This window comes from Pseudophaeobacter sp. EL27 (assembly GCF_900313025.1).
GTDB lineage: Bacteria > Pseudomonadota > Alphaproteobacteria > Rhodobacterales > Rhodobacteraceae > Pseudophaeobacter.
On sequence record NZ_OMPQ01000002.1, the window covers coordinates 165,091 to 182,709 of the forward strand.

The 17,619-nt window shown below is 58.4% G+C and carries 22 protein-coding genes; 11 read left to right on the forward strand and 11 right to left on the reverse strand.

What is annotated here, in order from left to right; genetic code table 11:
- Positions 1-27 precede the first annotated feature (27 nt).
- Positions 28-1,236 carry a PLP-dependent aminotransferase family protein gene (locus ED661_RS00955; protein ID WP_122072087.1) on the reverse strand — a complete coding sequence of 403 codons (1,209 nt, stop codon included), beginning with the start codon at positions 1,234-1,236 and terminating at the stop codon, positions 28-30.
- Between the two features lie 212 nt (positions 1,237-1,448).
- On the opposite strand from ED661_RS00955, the gene ED661_RS00960 reads away from it, so the two are divergent.
- Positions 1,449-2,219, forward strand: a complete 771-nt coding sequence (locus ED661_RS00960) for a FadR/GntR family transcriptional regulator (RefSeq protein WP_122072088.1) — start codon at positions 1,449-1,451, stop codon at positions 2,217-2,219.
- A gap of 132 nt (positions 2,220-2,351) precedes the next feature.
- A complete protein-coding gene (locus ED661_RS00965) occupies positions 2,352-2,810 on the forward strand; it encodes a hypothetical protein (protein WP_162929990.1) in 459 nt (152 codons plus the stop codon).
- A gap of 206 nt (positions 2,811-3,016) precedes the next feature.
- Here ED661_RS00965 and ED661_RS00970 read toward each other — a convergent pair whose 3' ends face one another.
- The 6 genes from ED661_RS00970 to ED661_RS00995 form a co-directional block, all read right to left on the reverse strand.
- Entirely contained in the window at positions 3,017-3,340 is a 324-nt protein-coding gene (locus ED661_RS00970; protein WP_122072090.1) for a DUF1330 domain-containing protein, read from the reverse strand.
- A gap of 224 nt (positions 3,341-3,564) precedes the next feature.
- Positions 3,565-4,125, reverse strand: coding sequence for a F0F1 ATP synthase subunit B (locus tag ED661_RS00975; protein WP_122072091.1), 561 nt, complete (start codon positions 4,123-4,125; stop codon positions 3,565-3,567).
- A 4-nt stretch (positions 4,126-4,129) separates the two neighbouring features.
- Positions 4,130-4,666: a F0F1 ATP synthase subunit B' gene (locus ED661_RS00980; RefSeq protein WP_122072092.1), complete on the reverse strand. Its 537-nt coding sequence runs from the start codon at positions 4,664-4,666 to the stop codon at positions 4,130-4,132.
- A gap of 87 nt (positions 4,667-4,753) precedes the next feature.
- Positions 4,754-4,990, reverse strand: a complete 237-nt coding sequence (locus tag ED661_RS00985; protein ID WP_008205040.1) for a F0F1 ATP synthase subunit C — start codon at positions 4,988-4,990, stop codon at positions 4,754-4,756.
- Positions 4,991-5,075: 85 nt separating this feature from the next.
- On the reverse strand, positions 5,076-5,876 hold the full coding sequence (locus tag ED661_RS00990; protein WP_054460043.1) for a F0F1 ATP synthase subunit A: 801 nt from the start codon (positions 5,874-5,876) through the stop codon (positions 5,076-5,078).
- Between the two features lie 38 nt (positions 5,877-5,914).
- Positions 5,915-6,259, reverse strand: coding sequence for an AtpZ/AtpI family protein (locus ED661_RS00995; protein ID WP_174214154.1), 345 nt, complete (start codon positions 6,257-6,259; stop codon positions 5,915-5,917).
- A gap of 318 nt (positions 6,260-6,577) precedes the next feature.
- Between ED661_RS00995 and ED661_RS01000 the strand changes: the two genes are divergently transcribed.
- Both ED661_RS01000 and ED661_RS01005 read left to right on the forward strand, forming a co-directional pair.
- Positions 6,578-7,297, forward strand: coding sequence for a sulfite exporter TauE/SafE family protein (locus ED661_RS01000; RefSeq protein WP_216822427.1), 720 nt, complete (start codon positions 6,578-6,580; stop codon positions 7,295-7,297).
- Positions 7,298-7,366: 69 nt separating this feature from the next.
- Positions 7,367-7,720 (forward strand): helix-turn-helix transcriptional regulator, encoded by a 354-nt coding sequence (locus ED661_RS01005; RefSeq protein WP_122072094.1) that lies wholly within the window; start codon positions 7,367-7,369, stop codon positions 7,718-7,720.
- Between the two features lie 10 nt (positions 7,721-7,730).
- Here ED661_RS01005 and ED661_RS01010 read toward each other — a convergent pair whose 3' ends face one another.
- The gene (locus ED661_RS01010; protein WP_122072095.1) at positions 7,731-8,636 is read right to left on the reverse strand and encodes a DMT family transporter; all 906 of its coding nucleotides are present in this window, start codon (positions 8,634-8,636) and stop codon (positions 7,731-7,733) included.
- Positions 8,633-9,511 carry a LysR family transcriptional regulator gene (locus ED661_RS01015; RefSeq protein ID WP_122072096.1) on the reverse strand — a complete coding sequence of 293 codons (879 nt, stop codon included), beginning with the start codon at positions 9,509-9,511 and terminating at the stop codon, positions 8,633-8,635. The genes ED661_RS01010 and ED661_RS01015 overlap by 4 nt, the downstream gene beginning before the upstream one ends.
- A 151-nt stretch (positions 9,512-9,662) precedes the next feature.
- Between ED661_RS01015 and ED661_RS01020 the strand changes: the two genes are divergently transcribed.
- A complete protein-coding gene (locus tag ED661_RS01020; protein ID WP_122072255.1) occupies positions 9,663-10,244 on the forward strand; it encodes an FMN-dependent NADH-azoreductase in 582 nt (193 codons plus the stop codon).
- 163 nt (positions 10,245-10,407) lie between these two features.
- Here the strand turns inward: ED661_RS01020 and ED661_RS01025 are convergent, their stop codons facing one another.
- Positions 10,408-10,926 (reverse strand): prolyl-tRNA synthetase associated domain-containing protein, encoded by a 519-nt coding sequence (locus ED661_RS01025; RefSeq protein WP_122072097.1) that lies wholly within the window; start codon positions 10,924-10,926, stop codon positions 10,408-10,410.
- A 161-nt stretch (positions 10,927-11,087) separates the two neighbouring features.
- Entirely contained in the window at positions 11,088-13,058 is a 1,971-nt protein-coding gene (locus ED661_RS01030) for an elongation factor G (RefSeq protein WP_122072098.1), read from the reverse strand.
- Between the two features lie 231 nt (positions 13,059-13,289).
- Between ED661_RS01030 and ED661_RS01035 the strand changes: the two genes are divergently transcribed.
- From ED661_RS01035 to ED661_RS01060, 6 genes are all read left to right on the forward strand, one after another.
- Positions 13,290-13,805, forward strand: a complete 516-nt coding sequence (locus ED661_RS01035) for a hypothetical protein (RefSeq protein ID WP_122072099.1) — start codon at positions 13,290-13,292, stop codon at positions 13,803-13,805.
- A 269-nt stretch (positions 13,806-14,074) separates the two neighbouring features.
- Positions 14,075-15,613, forward strand: coding sequence for a signal recognition particle protein (gene ffh / locus ED661_RS01040; protein WP_122072100.1), 1,539 nt, complete (start codon positions 14,075-14,077; stop codon positions 15,611-15,613).
- A 1-nt stretch (position 15,614) separates the two neighbouring features.
- On the forward strand, positions 15,615-16,157 hold the full coding sequence (locus tag ED661_RS01045; protein WP_122072101.1) for a GNAT family N-acetyltransferase: 543 nt from the start codon (positions 15,615-15,617) through the stop codon (positions 16,155-16,157).
- Positions 16,154-16,681 carry a GNAT family N-acetyltransferase gene (locus ED661_RS01050; protein WP_122072102.1) on the forward strand — a complete coding sequence of 176 codons (528 nt, stop codon included), beginning with the start codon at positions 16,154-16,156 and terminating at the stop codon, positions 16,679-16,681. The genes ED661_RS01045 and ED661_RS01050 overlap by 4 nt, the downstream gene beginning before the upstream one ends.
- Positions 16,678-17,280, forward strand: a complete 603-nt coding sequence (locus ED661_RS01055) for a GNAT family N-acetyltransferase (RefSeq protein WP_122072103.1) — start codon at positions 16,678-16,680, stop codon at positions 17,278-17,280. The genes ED661_RS01050 and ED661_RS01055 overlap by 4 nt, the downstream gene beginning before the upstream one ends.
- Complete coding sequence (locus ED661_RS01060; RefSeq protein WP_122072256.1) at positions 17,273-17,599, forward strand: chorismate mutase; 327 nt, start codon at positions 17,273-17,275, stop codon at positions 17,597-17,599. The genes ED661_RS01055 and ED661_RS01060 overlap by 8 nt, the downstream gene beginning before the upstream one ends.
- The last annotated feature ends 20 nt before the right edge of the window (positions 17,600-17,619 follow it).

Genomic DNA, 17,619 nt, shown 5'->3' on the forward strand with positions numbered 1-17,619 from the left:
ATCGCTTCGCCTACCGGATCCGCGGGCTTACCCCTGTTTCAACAACCGCCCCAACCGCTCTATGCCTGTGCGGATCTCCGCCTCATTCAGCACCGAGAAGCTCAGCCTGAGCGTATTGCAGCCCTGCCCATCGGCAAAAAAGGCTTGCCCGGGAACAAAGGCAATATTCTCCTGATCAAGCGCCCGCGCCAAAACCTCGGCGGTGTCGATATGTGGCGGCAGTGTCAGCCAGACAAACATGCCCCCCTCCGGTCGGGTCCAGCTCACCCCATCGGGCATAAAGTCCTGCAAGGCAGACAGCATCGCGTCCCGCCGGGTGCCATAGGCCTGCCTCAGGCCCGCAACATGACTGTCAAAACAAGCCTCCGCCACCTGATGCACTGCCATTTGGTTGAGCGTCGGAGAATGCAGATCTGCCGCCTGCTTCAGCAAGACCATCTGTGCAATCACCGGCTTGGTGGCCACCACCCAGCCCATCCGCAGGCCCGGTGACAGGGTCTTGGAGAACGACCCACAGTAGATCGTCCGGCAGTCTTCGATACTGCCCTTTTGTGCTATCTCCAGCGCCAAGACTGGTGGGATCGCCGCGCCCTCATAGCGCAGCGCCTGATAGGCCCCATCCTCGATCACCGCACAGTCCAGCTGCTCCGCCATCTCCAGCAGGGCGTTCCGCCCCGACAAGGACAGGGTTTCACCGGTCGGATTGGCAAAATCCGGCGACAAATAGGCAAATTTCACCAGACTACCCACCGCGCCCGCAGCCTCTTGGTAGCTGTCCGGCGAGCGATTGCCACCGGGGTTGAGCTGATCATACCGCGGCTCATAGGCGTTGAACGCCGCCAGCGCACCCAGGTAGGTCGGCCAGCCCACTAGGGCAGTATCGTTGGGGGACAGAAACAGTTTACCCAGATAGTCCAACGCCTGCTGCGACCCGGAGGTGATGAGGATATTGTCAATGTCGCAGGGTACACCCATGCGCGCCATTTCGCCTTTGATCCACCGGCGCAGCGGCAGGTAGCCCTCGCTGACTGAATACTGCAGCGCTTGGGCCTGCTGATCCGGCTGCAATGCCGCCTGAAAGGCCGCGGAAAACTCTGCTGCCGGAAACAGATCCGGATCCGGAATCCCGCCTGCAAAAGACAGCAGCCCCGGCCTGTTCAGCAGCTTCAACAGCTCGCGAATTTCAGAGGCCTTCATACGATGTGTTCGGGTGGCAAAGAGCTGCTGCAGCAACATAGGCGACCTCCTTTCAGGTTTGACACAGCAGCCAGAGTAGAAAAATTGCGAATATAGTCAATAATACTGACCTATTATTTCAACAGTTGTGATCAGACTTTGCACATCCTGCTTACCCCTTGCGGCCTTGCGCTGGCTGCGGTCATATGTTTTTACCAATTAGGCAGGCAACCCAAGCAGTACTGCTTTTCCAAGATCAGCCAGAGGCCCCCATGCCGTTTCAAAAAGTCCAACCCGAGAAACTCTCTGCTTCTGTGGTGCGCCAGATCGAACAGTTGATCCTGCGGGGCATCCTGTTGCCAGGAGAACGCCTGCCCTCGGAACGGGAATTGGCTGAGCGTCTGGGGGTTTCGCGCCCCTCGTTGCGCGATGCCATCGCCGAGTTGCAGGAAGGTGGCTTGCTCACTGCCAAGGCAGGATCCGGGATCTTTGTGGCCGATGTGCTGGGCTCTGCCTTTTCACCAGCGCTGATCCGGCTGTTTGCCCGCCATGACGAGGCGGTGTTTGACTACCTCAGCTTTCGCCGCGACATGGAGGGGCTGGCCGCCGAGCGCGCTGCCAAGTTTGGCTCGGATGCTGATCTGAAACTGATCCAGGCCATCTTCGACAAAATGGTCGCCGCGGGCGACCCTTCTGTCTCGGACGAGGCCGCCAGTCTGGACGCGCAGTTTCATTCCGCCATCATGGACGCCAGCCACAATGTGGTGATGCTGCATATGATGCGGTCGATGTTTGATCTGCTGCACGAAGGCGTGTTTTACAACCGCCGTATCATGTTCAGCCGCCACACCACATTCGAGGTGCTATTGGCGCAGCACAGCGCCATCAATGCAGCCCTACAGGCCCGCGACCCGGAAGCCGCGCGAGCTGCCGTTGAGGCGCATCTGGACTATGTGAAACAGTCGCTGATCGACCACCAGCGCACCGAACGCAACGCCGAGATCGCCCAGCAGCGGCTGGAGCATGAGAGCGGGAAAAAGTAGTCTGCTGATCGTTCAGAGTCGCAAAACGTATACTGCAGCGAAGGTCGGCTTAGAGCCCAAAGTCATTGATGACTGCGGAATGCACGAAGGTCTAGTATGCGATTTCTTTACAAGTACGCGAAAGTTCAAACTATGTCTGACAATTGGATTTTGATCGTTCCTAAATTGCCGGAACAAGTTCCTTCACCGGAAAACGCCCAGGCTGCACTCGAATTCTTTAAGGAACTGGCGCCTGGGGCTGATGAAATTGAAATTGTTCAAAGTGAGCATGTCCAATTCTTTGATTGCGGCACAAACCTTGAAACCATTTCATGTCCTAGGTGCTCCGCTCATATCGAGCTTGATTGGTGGGGTGCGGCAATGTCTTCAGACTATGACGAATCCGAAGGTTTCCGGCTAAGTGAATTCCAGCTGCCTTGTTGTTCGACATTCGCTTCGCTTGATGCGCTGGTCTATGAATTTCATCAAGTCTTCGGACGTTTCGCATTGAGTGCTATGAACCCAAACCTTGGGCTGCTTTCAGATGATACGATACGCAGTTTCGAAACTACTTTGGCTTGTGACATATCGGTCGTCTATCAACACATTTGAGTTCTGTGCGCTGAAGCAGACATTGGCGCAACTGCAGCGAAATAGCGCTTTGTCCGCATAGCTGCCCTTCAAGGATGGCAACAATCAAGTGTTTCGCCAATTGCCAAAGTGTCGCTTTGGCAGCGCCCGAACCACCCCCAAGGGGGCGGCGCTTTGCTTCCCCCTCGGTTCGGAGGCGGTGGTTTTCTGAAGTTTTCGCCTCTGGGCTATTCAAAATAGCCGGAATCCACCACAGTCGCTGTTTCAGAATGACCCGGTATTACTGTCGCAAAACCCTCAATCACTTGGTTTCTGAACTTCGCGAGCTCTGTCATTTCAGGCGAGTGATAGAACTCCAAAGCCGTTTCAAAACTGGAAAACTTATACATCACCATGCCCGCATAAGGCGTCGAACCCTTAACGGGTTTTACCGGACTGGCGACAATCAGCTCGCCTTGGTACTTCTCTACGATTGGTGCCGACATTGGGCCCAGCTCATCGATCCGGGACCTGTCGATGATGTTGTAATGAAAAAGAACATAGCCAGACATACGCGCGCTCCCTGGTTTATGGATTAGAACAAGCCTTACTTGCCCTGCTCCTGCGAGACAAACCAGCCATTTTTGGTGGTACCTCAGGCGATCTCTAGGCAGCTGTGACAAGCTTCACCAACAGGTAGCTATCCGAAGGTCAGGGAAGATTGCCTTCAAAACCAGTCAAAAACCCGGCCACAAGGACCGGGTTTTTGATACTCAGCTGACGTGACCTGATCAGGTCAGTGCAGCTTGTCGTTGACGTCGGTGATAGCAGCGTCGATCAGCTTGTTGGCCTCCGTCGCGGTCATCTGCTTGGCGATCACTTGATCGGCTGCAGCAACTGCAATGGTGATGGCCTGATCGCTGACTTCCTTGACAGCCGAAGCTTCGGCAGAAGCGATCTGCTCTTCCGCAGCCGCCAGACGACGGGCAATGGATTGCTCCAGCTCGGCCTTGGCGTCTTCGGCAGCAGCCGCTGCATCTTCACGGGCCGAAGCCACGATGCGATCCGCCTGAGCCTGAACTTCCTGCTGCTTGCGCTCATAAGAGGCCAGAATGGTCTGGGCTTCTTCCCGTAGAGCGCGGGCCTCGTCCAGCTCTTTCTGAATGCCTTCGGCGCGGGCGTCCAGCTGGCCACCCAACAGGCTAGGCACTTTGACAAAAAGCAGAATGCCAACAAACAGAAGGAAGCCGAGCAGAACAACAAAGTTGGTGTTGCTCATCGAGAAGAAAGGACCAGAAGCCGCAAAAGCTGGGCTGGTGGCACCAAGGGTGAGGGCAATTGCCAGAACTGTGCGCATGTCCTTAACCTTTCATCCGGTCGGCAACCGCGGCTGCGACTGCTTTTGCATCTGCTTTACCACCCAGCGCTGCAACCAGTGCTTCGGCGGTGTCGGCGGCCACTACTTTCACGCTTTCCAGCGCGCCAGCTTTGATCTCGCCAATGGCTTTTTCAGATTCGGCTGCTTTTGCAGAAATCTGTTCGTCCGCCTTGGCAATGGCTTCGTCCAGACCAACCTGGATTTCGGCGCGTGTTTCGGCGGCGATACGCTGTGCCTCGGCGCGGGCGTCTGCCAGGGCCTTGTTATAAGCGTCTTCGGCTTCAACTGCCTTGGCTTTCAGATCTTCAGCCGCGGCGAGGTCGTTGGTGATGGTCCCCTGACGCTCTGCCAGAACCGCAGCAATGCGGGGCAGCGCGACACGCGACAGAATGAGGTAGATCGCGACGAGCGCGATTGCCAGCCAGAAAATCTGGTTCCCGAAGGTCGAGAAATCCAGCTGCGGCATGCCCGGAGCAGATTCGGCGGCGCCGTGAGCTGCGTCTTGTGTATTAGATGCCATGTCGTCCTCCTAGGGAACTTGCCGTTACATCGGGCGGTGGGCCGTTGGGCCTACCGCCCGACCGTAAGGATAAAGTGTCCTAAGGTCTTAGACTGCGAACATCAGCAGCAGAGCAACCAGGAACGAGAAGATGCCCAGGGCTTCTGCAAAGGCGATGCCGATGAAGAGAGTAGCTGTCTGGCCGGCTGCTGCCGAAGGGTTGCGCAGTGCGCCTGCCAGGAAGTTGCCGGCTACGTGGCCAACACCGATCGCGGCTGCGCCGGAACCGATTGCTGCGAGGCCTGCGCCGATGAACTGACCGAGTTGTGCGATATCGCCTTCCATGGGTATTCTCCTTACGATGGAATGTGGTGATTTGGGACCCGAATGACCCAGGAACGGATCATCCGGTAACTTGTTGATCTAGACCTTAGTGGCTCGGATGCAGCGCATCTTTCAGATACACGCAGGTCAGGATGGTAAAGACATAGGCCTGGATAAAGGCCACCAGAACTTCGAGGGCGTAGACTGCGGTGATGGCAAAGATCGGCAGGAAGCTGAACAGGCCCAGAGCACCTGCAAAACCTGCGAACACCTTCAGAACCGCGTGGCCCGCCATGACGTTGCCAGCCAGACGAATGCTGTGGCTCACGGGGCGTACGAAGTAGGAAATGAGTTCTATGATGGCCAGGATGGGGCGCAGTGCCAGAGGCGCGCTGGATACCCAGAAGAGGCCAAGGAAACCAACACCGTTTTTGACAAAGCCAACAATGGTGACGGTAAAGAACACCAGGCCCGCCAGGATCGCGGTGACAGCGATATGCGAGGTGGTGGTGAAGGACATCGGGATCAGGCCGAGGAAGTTGGCCATCAGGATGAACATGAACAGGGTCATGATATAGGGGAAGAACTTGACGCCATCTTTGCCGGCAACGTCTTCAACCATTTTGTAGATGAAACCGTAGGTCAGTTCCGCGATCGACTGGGCCCGGCTGGGCACGATGGCGCGGCGCGAAGAGCCAACAACCATCAGAAGGAAGACGCAGACAACGGCCAGGGCAAGCCAGAGGGTGACATTGGTGATTGCGAAGGTGCTCACTGCGCCGCCAGTCAGGGAGGCCACGTTGAACTGATCCATCGGGTGGATCGCCAGAGCCGCATGCTCAGGTGCAAAAATCAAGCCAGACACTACTACCAGTGCCAATGCTACGTAAAAGAACAGCTTGCCCATCGTTCCGCTTCTCCTGTCGTCAGGTGTTGATCACGCGATCAGTCCTGAGCCTTTGCATTTTCATCGGCCTGTTCGGCCAGTTTCTGTTCCTGGATCTCCTGCGCGGTGCGAAGCATCACCTTCACGCCAGCGGCAAGTCCCAGCAGTATAAACAGCACCATAAAGATCGGCAGGGTGCCAAAGAGGCGATCCAAGCCGTATCCGATGCCAAAGCCGATCCCAAGACCGACCACCAATTCTATCACCATCCGCCAGGCCTGATTGGCCAGAGAGTAGTGTTCATCAACGCGCGGCTTGGGCTCTTGGGCCTTACGCGCCGCTGCCAGCTTTGCCTCCAGCTGCGCCATGCGCTGCTTTTGGTCATCATCTGTCACGGGCGCCATCCTCACGCGATTTCTATGAGAGGTGCTAAGGCGCTGGGGCTTCAGAGTCAATTGTTCAAGCGTCGCAGGTGAAAATTCTTTAAGTATCTGAAAAGTAATGGTTTAAGGATCTAAACTGGAGTCCCCACCTTACCGCACAGGGTCTGGTGACGGGTTGAGAGGCCCATTCCGCTTATTCAACCATTCGGTTGATTTTGGATTCACCAGCACTCCGACGCCCCAAGCGCCCAAAACCCTGTGTCCACTTGCCATTCCTCCGTGTCCGGCGGAAGGTGGCGATTGTGAGCAGGGAGCAGTCCGATCGAAATCCAGTTACTCTTGGCCTTGGCGACGGGCGCAACGGCGGCGGGCTTTATCAATGGCTTTGCCGGCTTTGGCACCGCGCTTGTGGCCTCCGGCTTCTGGTTTCTCGTTTTGCCAGCCCATATCGTCCCACCGCTGATTATCATCTCGGCTTTGGTTGGGCAGCTTATCGGGCTGTTGAAATTGTCGGTTGAACTGAACTGGCGCAAAAGCAGCTACCTGCTGTCCGGGGGCATTCTTGGCGTTCCGTTTGGCGCTGCCATCCTGACCCTGATGGAGCCGACTTTGGTCAAAACCATTATTGGCGGCTTTTTGGTGGTCTACACCCTTTTGCAATTTGCAGGATGGCCGCGACCCGCCGCCTCTGCCTCTCCCGAAGGGCTGGCCGATAGAGCTGTCGGATTTGCCAGCGGTGTCTTGGGCGGGTTTGCCGGGCTTTCCGGTGTCTTACCGCTGGTCTGGTTGCAGCTCCGAGGGTTTTCTGCCGGCCAACAGCGGGCGCGGTATCAGCCTTTCAATCTACTGGTACTGGGTTTCGCCAGCCTCGCCATGCTTGTGATCGGTAAGCTGGACAGCGCGTTGGTGATCTATGCAGCAATCTCTGCTCCCTTTACAATCATCGGGACACTTCTCGGTGTCAGGGCCTTCAGGGGCGTCAGTGACGCGCGTTTTCGCCAGGCGGTCTTGCTGTTGCTGTTGATATCAGGCGCGATCATTCTGGCCCAGGGTGTTTAGGCTCAGGCGCAAGCGCTTCGCATTGCTGCCTGCTTTTCTTTATCTCCGCAGCCGCATACTGTGCGCCACATGTCCAGCGAACTTGATACCGTCTTTGCCGCCCTGGCCGATCCAACCCGCCGCAGCATCCTCACCATGTTGCTGGAGGATGATATGGCGGTGACGGACGTGGCCGAGCCATTTGAGATGTCGCTGGCGGCCATTTCCAAGCACCTCACTATTCTGAGCCGCGCAGGTCTCATAGCGCAGGAAAAGCGCGGGCGGGTGAAGTGGTGCAAACTACAACCCGACGCCATGCGCGCAGCCTCGGTCTGGATGCAGGGCTTTGGCCAGTTTGAACCCGTGCATCTGGATGCCTTTGAGCGGTTTCTGGAAAGCGAACTGGACGCCAACCCCGCCACACCGGATATCAGCGAAATCTAACAGCGCGCTCTCAGGCCTTGGCCCGTGGCGCAGGCTTGGCAGCATCCTCCAACAGCAGCACCAGTGCCACCACCGTCAGCGCAATCCCCACCAGGATCAGCCCGGTTGGCGCCGGATTGCCCAGCGCTAGCTGCCAGACGATCACCCAGCTTGGCGTCAGATAGGTATAGGCCATGACCTTGGCCGCAGGCAGATGCAGGCTGGCAAACTGCAACAGCACAAAGGTCATCGCGCTGGCAAAGATCGCCACATAGAAAATTCCGACCCAGACCAGCAGCGGCAGCGAGTCCCACTGGGTTGTCCGGATATCGCCCCAGCCCACCAGCAGCAGCACCAGTGCTCCGGCAATCAGGGTGCCAAAGGTAAAAGAAATCGCAGGTTCGCCACGGTTCAGCTTGCGCACCACGGGCGTATAGATCGCATGAGCGACACAGCCGACAAAATAGATCATCTCGCCCTGGCCAATGTCAAAGGCACGCAGAGCCGCCAGATCCGCCCGAAAAATCACCCAGAGCGCCCCTGCCGCGCCAATGCCCAGCGCCAGCGCCATGCGCGGCGTTGTGATCTGGCGCAGCAGCAGGTAGCCAAAGACACCGCTGAGCACCGGGGTAAGGGTAAAAACGGCCGAAGCGCTGACCGCATCTGCCGTCTGCAAGCCGTAAAACATCAGCACAAAGTAGCTGGCAAACAATGCCCCCATCACCAGATAGCGCCAGGGGGCGCGGAAATGGCTGCGCCGCAACTTGCCGCCAATCCCAGCCACCGCCCCGATCACCACCGCTGCGATGACAAAACGCACCGCATTCAGCGCCATGGGGGCGATATCATTGGCGATCAACACGCCCAGCGAAAACGACCCCGCCACCAGGACCGAAAACAACAGCATCGCGCCATGTGCCCGTTGAACCGGACTCATTCCTGCCAAGCCTTGGCCCGCTCTTTCAAGAAGCTGAGGAAACTCTGAACCTTATTGGTGCGGTGCAGATCCACATGCGTCACCAGCCAGAGACTGCCTTCCCACTCGACCTGCGAATCCATCATCTTGATCAGGCCCGGCCGACGCGAAGCCTCCCACATGGACATAAAGCCAATCCCGGCGCCCGCCATAACGGCTTCTTGCATCGCCACACCGTCAGAACAGCGGAAAATGATCGTATCTTCTGTGGTGTGTTCGCGCAGCCATTTGTTAAAGGGCGCGCGGCTCTCCTGATTGTCGGTGCCAACAAACTGGTGGTTTTTTAGGTCGTCGACACCTTTTAGCGGCCCGTGTTGATCCACATAGCTCTGAGCGGCAAACAGGCCGATCTTCTGTTTCAAAAAGGGCTGCACCACATTGTCTGGCTGATCCGGCGCATTGCCGGCCCGCAGCGCCACATGGGCTTCGCCATATTCCAGCCGGAACAGCCGCTCCCCTGTGAGATAGCGGATGACCAGACCGGGATGCATCTGCTGAAACTCGGTCAGCACTGGCACCAGAAGATGTGACATCGACGAAAGCGAGGTCACCACCAGCTCGCCCGAGACCTCATCCCCCTGGCCCTTCAGGCGGCCAACCAACTGGCTGAACTGATCATCTGTGGCCTGGGCCACCCGCAGCAAATCCTGGCCCGATTCTGTTGGCGTATAGCCACGGGCGTGGCGCTGAAACAGTTTGACGCCCAGACGGGCCTCGATTGCATCAATGTGACGGATCACTGTTGCATGATGCACCCCGAGAACTTCGGCGGCGCCGCTGACCGTTCCCATACGCGCCACCTGATAGGCCGTACGAACCTCATCCCAGTTTTCCATGACACTGCCCTCGCTCTGTTTCCGCTTGTTAGGTTCCGACTTTCACACCCTGCGCAAAATTGCACAAAACCTGTGCCGTTACAGCAATTGCGTTCGTTTTTGCTATAACCCATTTGTGAAGCAGACGAAACATCAAATGGGAAATCAGATCATGTCCTCCACCGTTCTGCATATCGACTCCTCCGCCCGCGCCGAAAACTCTGTCACCCGTTCGCTGAGTGCCGAGATCACGGCCCGCCTGGCGCCCGACCACATTATCCGCCGCGACCTGGCCACGCCCCTGCCACTGCTCGACGAAGCCTGGATCGGTGCCAATTTCACCCCAGCCGATCAGCGCACCGATGAGCAAAAGGCGCTTCTGGCCCAGTCTGACGCTCTGATCGAGGAGCTGAAACAGGCCGACACCATTGTCATCGGCACGCCGATCTACAATTTTGCAGTGCCCGCGACGCTGAAGGCCTGGATTGATCTGGTGGCCCGCGTTGGTGTGACCTTCCGCTATACAGAAACCGGCCCCCTTGGCCTGCTGGAAGGTAAACGCGCCATCATCGCGGTCGCCTCTGGCGGCACCCAGGCCGGGTCGGATATCGACTTTGCCACGACCTACCTGCGTCATGTGCTTGGCTTTATCGGCATCACAGATGTTGAGCTGGTCGCTGCAGATCAGCTGTCGATGGATGCAGAGGGCTCGATGGAACGGGCCAAATCTGCCATCGAAGCCCTGGCAGCCTAAGTCGTCAGCCCCAAACTGACAGATGACATATGAACACCGCTCTCTCTTTAGGAGGCGGTGTTTTTATTGTCGCCATCAAATCCCCCATGATATCTACGGGGAGTGCAAAACAGGCGCGAAACAAATGAAAAAAATTGACATCATAGGCGCCGACTGATCGCTGTCAGATCCAATGCAGGTCGCAGCCGATACGCTCCAGAAAGGCAAAGAAATCATCCCGCGCCATCACCACGGTGCGATCATTGACCAGCGGATGCATATTGATCACATCCACCTGACGCGCCGCCGCATCCAGGTAGAAAGTCACCCCCTGATCGACACCGGTGATCATTGCCAAAGGGCTCACCGCGCCGGGAAGAATGCCCAGGTTCTGCATCAGGCGGTCACTGGAGCCAAAACTCAAACCCCCAGAGCCGATCTCCTTGCTCAGGGCCTTGAGGTCGATTTCGCGGTCCTGTTCGACTGAAATCAGATAGTTGCGTTTCTTGCGGTCCCGCAGGTAGAGGTTCTTGATTTTCAGGCTGCTGACGCCGGGCTGCTGCATCTCTGCCTCGACCTGCTTGGCCTCTTCCACGGTGCGCAGGGGCACATGGGTGAACAATGTATAAGACAGCCCCCATTCCGTGAGCTGCGCCAAGAGCGCATCCGAGCTGACAGGCAGAGCGGCTGAGGCTGCATCCATTTTTCAAGTCTCCCCAAAGCGGTGGTGTTTGCACCCCGATGAGATCGCGCAAACCCACAAGGCGCGCAAGAGGAGATACGCCAGTTGAGGAGGGCTTTGCGCTGCAGGTAGAGGGGCAAAGCCAAGCCATCTTTCGGCCATCCAAACCCTAAAACAAGCGTTCAAGCGGGTGCCAGCTCCCCCTGCCTGGTTTCCTCATAGTGGTCAAAACTGGCCTCGAACCAACCGGTGCCGCGGGTGGCGCTGGCCAGATTGTGACAGAGGGCATCCTGTGCCACCAGCGGTAGCAGCACCTCCAGAACATCCCAGCCCGCTGCCCCCTCCTCTGTTGCAAAGCCGAGCACCTGCCCCTTCAGGCTGCTCACCACAGGGATTAAACCGCCGGAAAATACCGAGGGCACATGAATGGAGACCTTCATGATTGGCTGTAAAAGAACGATGTCGACCTTCTCCAAAGCGCTCCGCACTGCATTTTTCCCCGCCATGCGAAAGGCAAAATCAGAGCTGTCCACAGCATGGTGTTTGCCGTCCTTCAGGGTCACCGCTACATCCACCAGCGGATGGCCATTGTTGCCTTCCCGCAGCGCCTCGCGCACACCCGCCTCAACCGAAGGGATATAGGCCCTTGGCACTGCGCCGCCCTTGACTGTCTCATGGAACTGAAACCCCTCACCGCGCGGCAGAGGGCGGATTTCGATCAGAACATCGGCAAACTGCCCGGCCCCGCCTGACTGCTTGCGGTGCCGGTAGCGCAGCTCAATGGGCTTGTTGATGGTTTCACAAAAGGCCGGCGGCACCCTTTCGCCAATCGCTTCGACGCCAAATTCCGTTTCCAGCGTGATAAGAACCCGGCGCAGATGCAGCGGACCCTGCAAATGCAACAGGGCCCGCCCGGAGATCGCGTCCTGCTCCAACTGCACCGCCGGATCGATTCCCACCAGACGATCCAGAGCGGCTGACAATCGCGTCTCATCGCGTTCATGCACCGGGATCACCAAACGGCGGTAAGTAGATGGCCGGGGTTGGGCCCAGTCTGGCAGGCCCGCACTGCCATTGGCCGAATAGCAATAGCCAAGATTGAGGTGGTCCGATTTAACCGCCTGGCCAATATCTCCAGCCGACAGCCCGGCACGTGAAGGGGTCGTGCTGCCAGAGCCATTACCGGGATCACCATTTCTGCCCTCACCTGCGGCAGTCAGCCCGGTCAGCCCGCCAAGGGTGCTGCCCCCTACCGCATCCCCCTGTTCCAGGCCGCCATCGAGGGCGCGCAACAGTACGGTTTTACCTAGGTGTTTGACCTGATCCGCCATACAGCCAACGGCCACCACATCTGCCAATCCCTCTCCCAGCTTTGCCAGTCGCGCCCGGGTCGCCGCCACTTGGGGCACCTCATGGCGCAGCGATTTCATCAGGCGCAAGACCCCGTTGCTGTGTTCCGCCGCGCCCAACAGGGCAGGAAACAGGTCGCCGTGTTGCAGCACCCGGGTTGCGATATCATAGGCCTCTTCAGCCAGAACCTCGCGATCCTCGATCAGCTCCTGTAGCAAATGATCGTCAAAATCCGCCAGCGCCTCCAACATCTCACCCCGGGCTTGTTTCTCGCGCTGCTGCATATCCGGCGGCAGCTCAATCAGGGCCGAGGGCTGGCCTTCGATGTATTTCCAGGCTCGCTCAGATATCAGGTCCACCGCGCCGACCACCTGGTCGCCTTCGCGGATCGGCACCTGACGCAGAACGATGCTGTGATTGCTATAGGTTTGCAGGGCTGCGACAATATCGGCGATGCGTCCCGTGGCCTGATCGATGCGGTTGATAAACAGGAAGGCGGGGATGCCCGACTCTTCCAGCTGGCGCAGATAGGGCGCGGCCAGGACAGCCGCCTCCGGATCGGCCGATACACACAGCACCGCCGCATCGCTGGCGGTCAGCGCAGGTCCAACCTGCGCCTGATTCTCGGCACCGCCAGCGATTTCAATCGCCGCCCAGTCCTCGCCCATAAAAGAAAACGGCTGCATCGCTGCAACCGTTGCTGTTTCCTGCCTTTTGCCCATGGCCCCGTCGAGATCCGCCAGGGCCCGCGCAAGGGTCGTTTTGCCGGACTGCGACGGTCCCAATATAGTGAAAACACGCATCTCTCTTGATCCTCCCTCAGCCAAATGGCTGCCCGGAGAGGTTCACGAACACAAAATCGTTCGTCTGTCTTACCTGATGCTATCGCTGCCTCACGGCGCCCTACCAGCCAATGAGCTTTGCCACTTGGGCCAAGGGACCGTCTGGCAATTTTGGGAGCGCACCAGCAGTCGAGTCAAGCCCCGGCGCAGGGCCGCCCTTCTCAGAACAGCCCATTTCACTAGAGTATAACGATGCGAATCATACGTGATACTCCGGAGCAGCTCATCGTCGCCAACAGGCCCTGGCTGATAGGCAGCATGTTGATCCTGTTTATACTTGTCTTTGTTGGCGCCGGTTTTCTGGTGGCCAGTGGCGAGGAGGGAGACCTATGGTTCGGCCTGCTCTTTGGTGGCCTCGGAGGCGGCCTTGGCGCTGTTGCCTTTTGTGTCTTTGTCAGACGGGTACAGGTTATCTTTGACCGGTCAGAAGACAAAATCACCATCCGTCGCCAATCGGTCTTTGGCTATAGCAGCAATACCCATCCGCTGGCTGATCTCTCCCATGTAGAGGTCGAAGAGACCACATCAAACCAGAACGGCCACAGGTCCACCCTGTACCGTGCCACATTGGTGTTGGACAGTAACACCTCCGCCATTGGGCGCTCGCCAACCCGCGTTCCAATTGTGGCGGCCTATGTCAGCGGACCGGGGGCCAAGCGGCTAGCGCAGCGCATCAATACCTGGCTGCCTGCCTCAAATCACATCTAGACCTCCAGGATTGCCCCCGACCTCCCTCATCGCTTGACTCCCAGGGCCAATCAACGTAACGCAGGGCCGATATCCGGAAGCACCTCTAAGTCTTCCGGTCCCTGACCTGTCGGGGATCGCCCTCCACCAGCGTGTTACGCCCGTGGGGGCAATTCTGTTTGGATTGCTCTCACAGCTAACATCAGGACTAAGGGGCAATTGTGCATGGGCACCCCGCTCACTACATTGGGGCTGTCTGGTTTTGAAGTCGGCAAAGGAGGCCGTAAGCCATGTTTGAAAATCTATCCGAACGGCTTTCCGGGGTCTTTGACCGGCTGACCAAACAGGGTGCCCTCTCTGAGGAAGATGTCAAAACCGCTCTGCGCGAAGTGCGTGTTGCCCTGCTGGAGGCCGATGTCTCGCTGCCGGTGGCGCGTGACTTTGTCAAAAAGGTACAGGAACAGGCGACAGGCCAGTCGGTGACCAAATCGGTGACCCCCGGCCAGCAGGTCGTCAAAATCGTGCATGACGCGCTGGTCGACGTGCTGCGCGGCGACGAAGACCTCGGCACCCTCAAAGTGGATAACCCCCCCGCCCCCATTCTGATGGTGGGTCTGCAGGGCTCTGGTAAGACCACCACCACCGGCAAGCTGGCCAAGCGCCTGAAGGACAAAGAGGGCAAGCGGGTTCTGATGGCCTCGCTTGACGTCTATCGCCCGGCGGCGATGGAACAGCTGGCGGTGCTGGGCGCCCAGATTGGTGTCGATACCCTGCCGATCGTTGCGGGTCAGAAACCTGTCGATATCGCCAAACGCGCTAAGCAGCAGGCCGCGCTGGGGGGCTATGACGTCTATATGCTCGACACCGCCGGTCGTCTGCAGATCGACGAAGTGCTGATGCAGGAAGTCGAAGACGTCCGCGATGTGGTTTCGCCTCGCGAAACCTTGCTGGTGGTCGATGGCCTGACCGGTCAGGTCGCGGTAGAGGTCGCCGAAGAATTTGACGCCAAGATCGGCATCTCCGGCGTGGTCCTCACCCGGATGGATGGTGACGGGCGCGGCGGTGCTGCGCTGTCGATGCGCGCGGTCACCGGCAAGCCGATCCGCTTTGTTGGCCTCGGCGAAAAGATGGACGCCATCGAGACCTTCGAGCCCGAGCGCGTCGCGGGCCGGATCCTTGGCATGGGCGACATTGTTGCCCTGGTTGAGAAAGCCCAGGAAACCATCGAGGCCGAACAGGCCGAGCGCATGATGAAGCGCATGATGAAGGGTCAGTTCAACATGAACGACCTGAAGATGCAGCTGGAACAGATGCAGCAGATGGGCGGCATGGAGGGCATGATGTCGATGATGCCCGGCATGGGCAAAATGGCCAAGCAGGTGCAGGACGCCGGCATGGACGACAAGGTGATCAAACGCCAGATCGCCATGATCCAGTCAATGACCAAGAAAGAGCGCGCCAACCCTGCGCTGCTGCAGGCGAGCCGCAAGAAACGTATTGCTGCGGGCTCCGGCCAGCAGGTCTCGGACCTCAACAAGCTTCTGAAAATGCACCGGCAGATGTCGGACATGATGAAGAAGATGGGCAAAATGGGCAAAGGCAAGATGCTGAAGCAGGCAATGAAAGGCATGCTCGGCAAGGGCGGCGGCATGGGCGATATGGCGGGCATGGACCCCAGCCAGATGGACCCCAAGGCGCTAGAAGCCGCAGCCAAAGCCATGGGTGGTGGCATGGGCGGCAAGGGCCTGCCCGGCGGATTGCCCGGTCTAGGTGGCATGGGCGGCATGGGCCTGCCCGGTGGTCTCTCTGGCTTTGGCAAAAAGAAGTAACATGATCCAGGTTCCCACCATAGAAACCCAACGCCTGGTGATGCGGATGCCAGCGCTCGAAGATTTCGAGCCGCTCTGCGCCTTCTATGCGTCTGCGCGTGCTGAGTTCGTCGGAGGGCAAATGGAGCCGGAACAGGTCTGGCGTCATCTGGCCCTAGAAATCGGCCACTGGCAGATGCTGGGCTATGGACGGTGGACTTTGGTCGAAAAAGAAACCGGCAAACCTGCTGGTATCATCGGCTTATGGAACCCCGAAGGCTGGCCCGAGCCGGAAATCGGCTGGGACCTGTTCGAAGGCTTTGGCGGTAAGGGCTACGCCACAGAGGCAGCGACAGCCGCACGGACCTATGCCTATGAAAACTTGGGCTGGACAACAGCGATCAGCTTGGTCGCGCCTGAAAACCACGCCTCGCGGGCGGTGGCGCAGCGCATGGGGGCAAGCCGTGATGGTGATTTCACCCATGTCCGCATGGGCACCCTTGAAATCTGGCGCCACATGAGCCCCGATGATCTCGCCGCTGGCGGTATGGAGGGCTATGCATGACTGCGCTGACCCTGCCCATTCCTGTGATTGAGACCGAGCGGCTGATCCTGCGCGCGCCACAGCTGGATGATCTGAAACCCATGGCCGCCTTTTTTGAGACGGAACGCAGCCATATGGTTGGCGGGCCACGTGATGCCATGGGTAGCTATACCTCGCTGGTCTCACGCCTGGGACATTGGGTGCTCAATGGCTATGGGCTGTGGCATATCATGGAAAAAACCTCGGGCTCCTTTATTGGCTGGACCGGCATGATCTTTGCCCCCGCCTGGGATGAACCCGAACTGGGCTGGACCCTGTTTGAGGGGGCCGAGGGCAAGGGCTATGCCTTTGAAGCGGCAACCGCTGCCCGCACCTATGCGGCAGGTCACCAGAACATGAACGGCGTCATCAGCTATATCGCCCATGCCAATACGCGCTCCATGGCGCTGGCCGAACGTCTGGGCGCGCGGTTTGAGCGCGAAGCCGAGCTGATGGGCAAGCGGTGTCAGCTCTGGCGCCATCCAATAGTGGAGGCCACGACATGAGCCATACCATTCCAGTGATCGAGACCAAACGTCTGATCCTGCGCGGCCCCGAAGCCAGGGATTACCCGGATTTTGAGGCGACCTTCTCCTCTTATCGTGCACGTTTCATGGGCGGGCCACTGAACGCCTATGAGGCCTGGATGCTCTATGCGGCTGAAATCGGTCACTGGCAGATCCACGGCTTTGGCATGTGGATGATCCACGACAAAGTCACGGATGAAACCTACGGCATGGCCGGCGGCTGGATGCCTGCGGGCTGGCCCGAACGGGAAATCGCCTGGATCATCTGGCCCGATGCAGCTGGTCACGGCTATGCGCTGGAAGCCACCAATGCCGCCCGCGCCTATTTCTACGAGACGCTCGGCTGGGAAACGGCTGTCAGCTACCTCGACCCAAAGAACCTCGATTCCATCCGCCTGGCAGAGCGCCTGGGCGCGGTGAAAGACCATGAAGCCAGCACCATTGATGGCAATGACGCGGTCTATCGCCATCCCAACCCAGAGGTCCTGAAGGGCAGCCAGATTGCCCATGGGATCGAGATGGAAATCAGCCACTATGCTGACCCGCTGTTCAAACCAAAAGGATGGGCTCTTGACTGATACGACCAACACCTCCCAGTCCGATCTGGATGATGCAGCCCGCGCCGCCGAAATCCTTATGGGACACCGCGAGAGCATCGACCGGCTGGACGCCATCCTCGTCTATACGCTGGGCGAACGGTTCAAACACACACAGGCCGTTGGTCAGCTGAAAGCTGAACATGACCTGCCGCCCTCGGACCCGACCCGAGAGGCCAAGCAGATTGCGCGGCTCGAAGATTTGGCGAAACGGGCCAACCTGGACCCCGATTTTGCCAAGGCTTTCCTGAATTTCATCATTCAGGAAGTCATCAGACACCACAAGAAACACCAGGAATAACAGGGCCTTCCCTGTAAACG

Bases quoted from the DNA above. Each gene is read 5' to 3' on its own strand.
- ED661_RS00955 (WP_122072087.1), bottom strand. From the start codon at position 1,236: ATGTTGCTGCAGCAGCTCTTTGCCACCCGAACACATCGTATGAAGGCC.
- ED661_RS00960 (WP_122072088.1), top strand. From the start codon at position 1,449: ATGCCGTTTCAAAAAGTCCAACCCGAGAAACTCTCTGCTTCTGTGGTG.
- ED661_RS00965 (WP_162929990.1), top strand. From the start codon at position 2,352: ATGTCTGACAATTGGATTTTGATCGTTCCTAAATTGCCGGAACAAGTT.
- ED661_RS00970 (WP_122072090.1), bottom strand. From the start codon at position 3,340: ATGTCTGGCTATGTTCTTTTTCATTACAACATCATCGACAGGTCCCGG.
- ED661_RS00975 (WP_122072091.1), bottom strand. From the start codon at position 4,125: ATGCGCACAGTTCTGGCAATTGCCCTCACCCTTGGTGCCACCAGCCCA.
- ED661_RS00980 (WP_122072092.1), bottom strand. From the start codon at position 4,666: ATGGCATCTAATACACAAGACGCAGCTCACGGCGCCGCCGAATCTGCT.
- ED661_RS00985 (WP_008205040.1), bottom strand. From the start codon at position 4,990: ATGGAAGGCGATATCGCACAACTCGGTCAGTTCATCGGCGCAGGCCTC.
- ED661_RS00990 (WP_054460043.1), bottom strand. From the start codon at position 5,876: ATGGGCAAGCTGTTCTTTTACGTAGCATTGGCACTGGTAGTAGTGTCT.
- ED661_RS00995 (WP_174214154.1), bottom strand. From the start codon at position 6,259: ATGGCGCCCGTGACAGATGATGACCAAAAGCAGCGCATGGCGCAGCTG.
- ED661_RS01005 (WP_122072094.1), top strand. From the start codon at position 7,367: ATGTCCAGCGAACTTGATACCGTCTTTGCCGCCCTGGCCGATCCAACC.
- ED661_RS01010 (WP_122072095.1), bottom strand. From the start codon at position 8,636: ATGAGTCCGGTTCAACGGGCACATGGCGCGATGCTGTTGTTTTCGGTC.
- ED661_RS01015 (WP_122072096.1), bottom strand. From the start codon at position 9,511: ATGGAAAACTGGGATGAGGTTCGTACGGCCTATCAGGTGGCGCGTATG.
- ED661_RS01020 (WP_122072255.1), top strand. From the start codon at position 9,663: ATGTCCTCCACCGTTCTGCATATCGACTCCTCCGCCCGCGCCGAAAAC.
- ED661_RS01025 (WP_122072097.1), bottom strand. From the start codon at position 10,926: ATGGATGCAGCCTCAGCCGCTCTGCCTGTCAGCTCGGATGCGCTCTTG.
- ED661_RS01030 (WP_122072098.1), bottom strand. From the start codon at position 13,058: ATGCGTGTTTTCACTATATTGGGACCGTCGCAGTCCGGCAAAACGACC.
- ED661_RS01035 (WP_122072099.1), top strand. From the start codon at position 13,290: ATGCGAATCATACGTGATACTCCGGAGCAGCTCATCGTCGCCAACAGG.
- ffh (WP_122072100.1), top strand. From the start codon at position 14,075: ATGTTTGAAAATCTATCCGAACGGCTTTCCGGGGTCTTTGACCGGCTG.
- ED661_RS01045 (WP_122072101.1), top strand. From the start codon at position 15,615: ATGATCCAGGTTCCCACCATAGAAACCCAACGCCTGGTGATGCGGATG.
- ED661_RS01050 (WP_122072102.1), top strand. From the start codon at position 16,154: ATGACTGCGCTGACCCTGCCCATTCCTGTGATTGAGACCGAGCGGCTG.
- ED661_RS01055 (WP_122072103.1), top strand. From the start codon at position 16,678: ATGAGCCATACCATTCCAGTGATCGAGACCAAACGTCTGATCCTGCGC.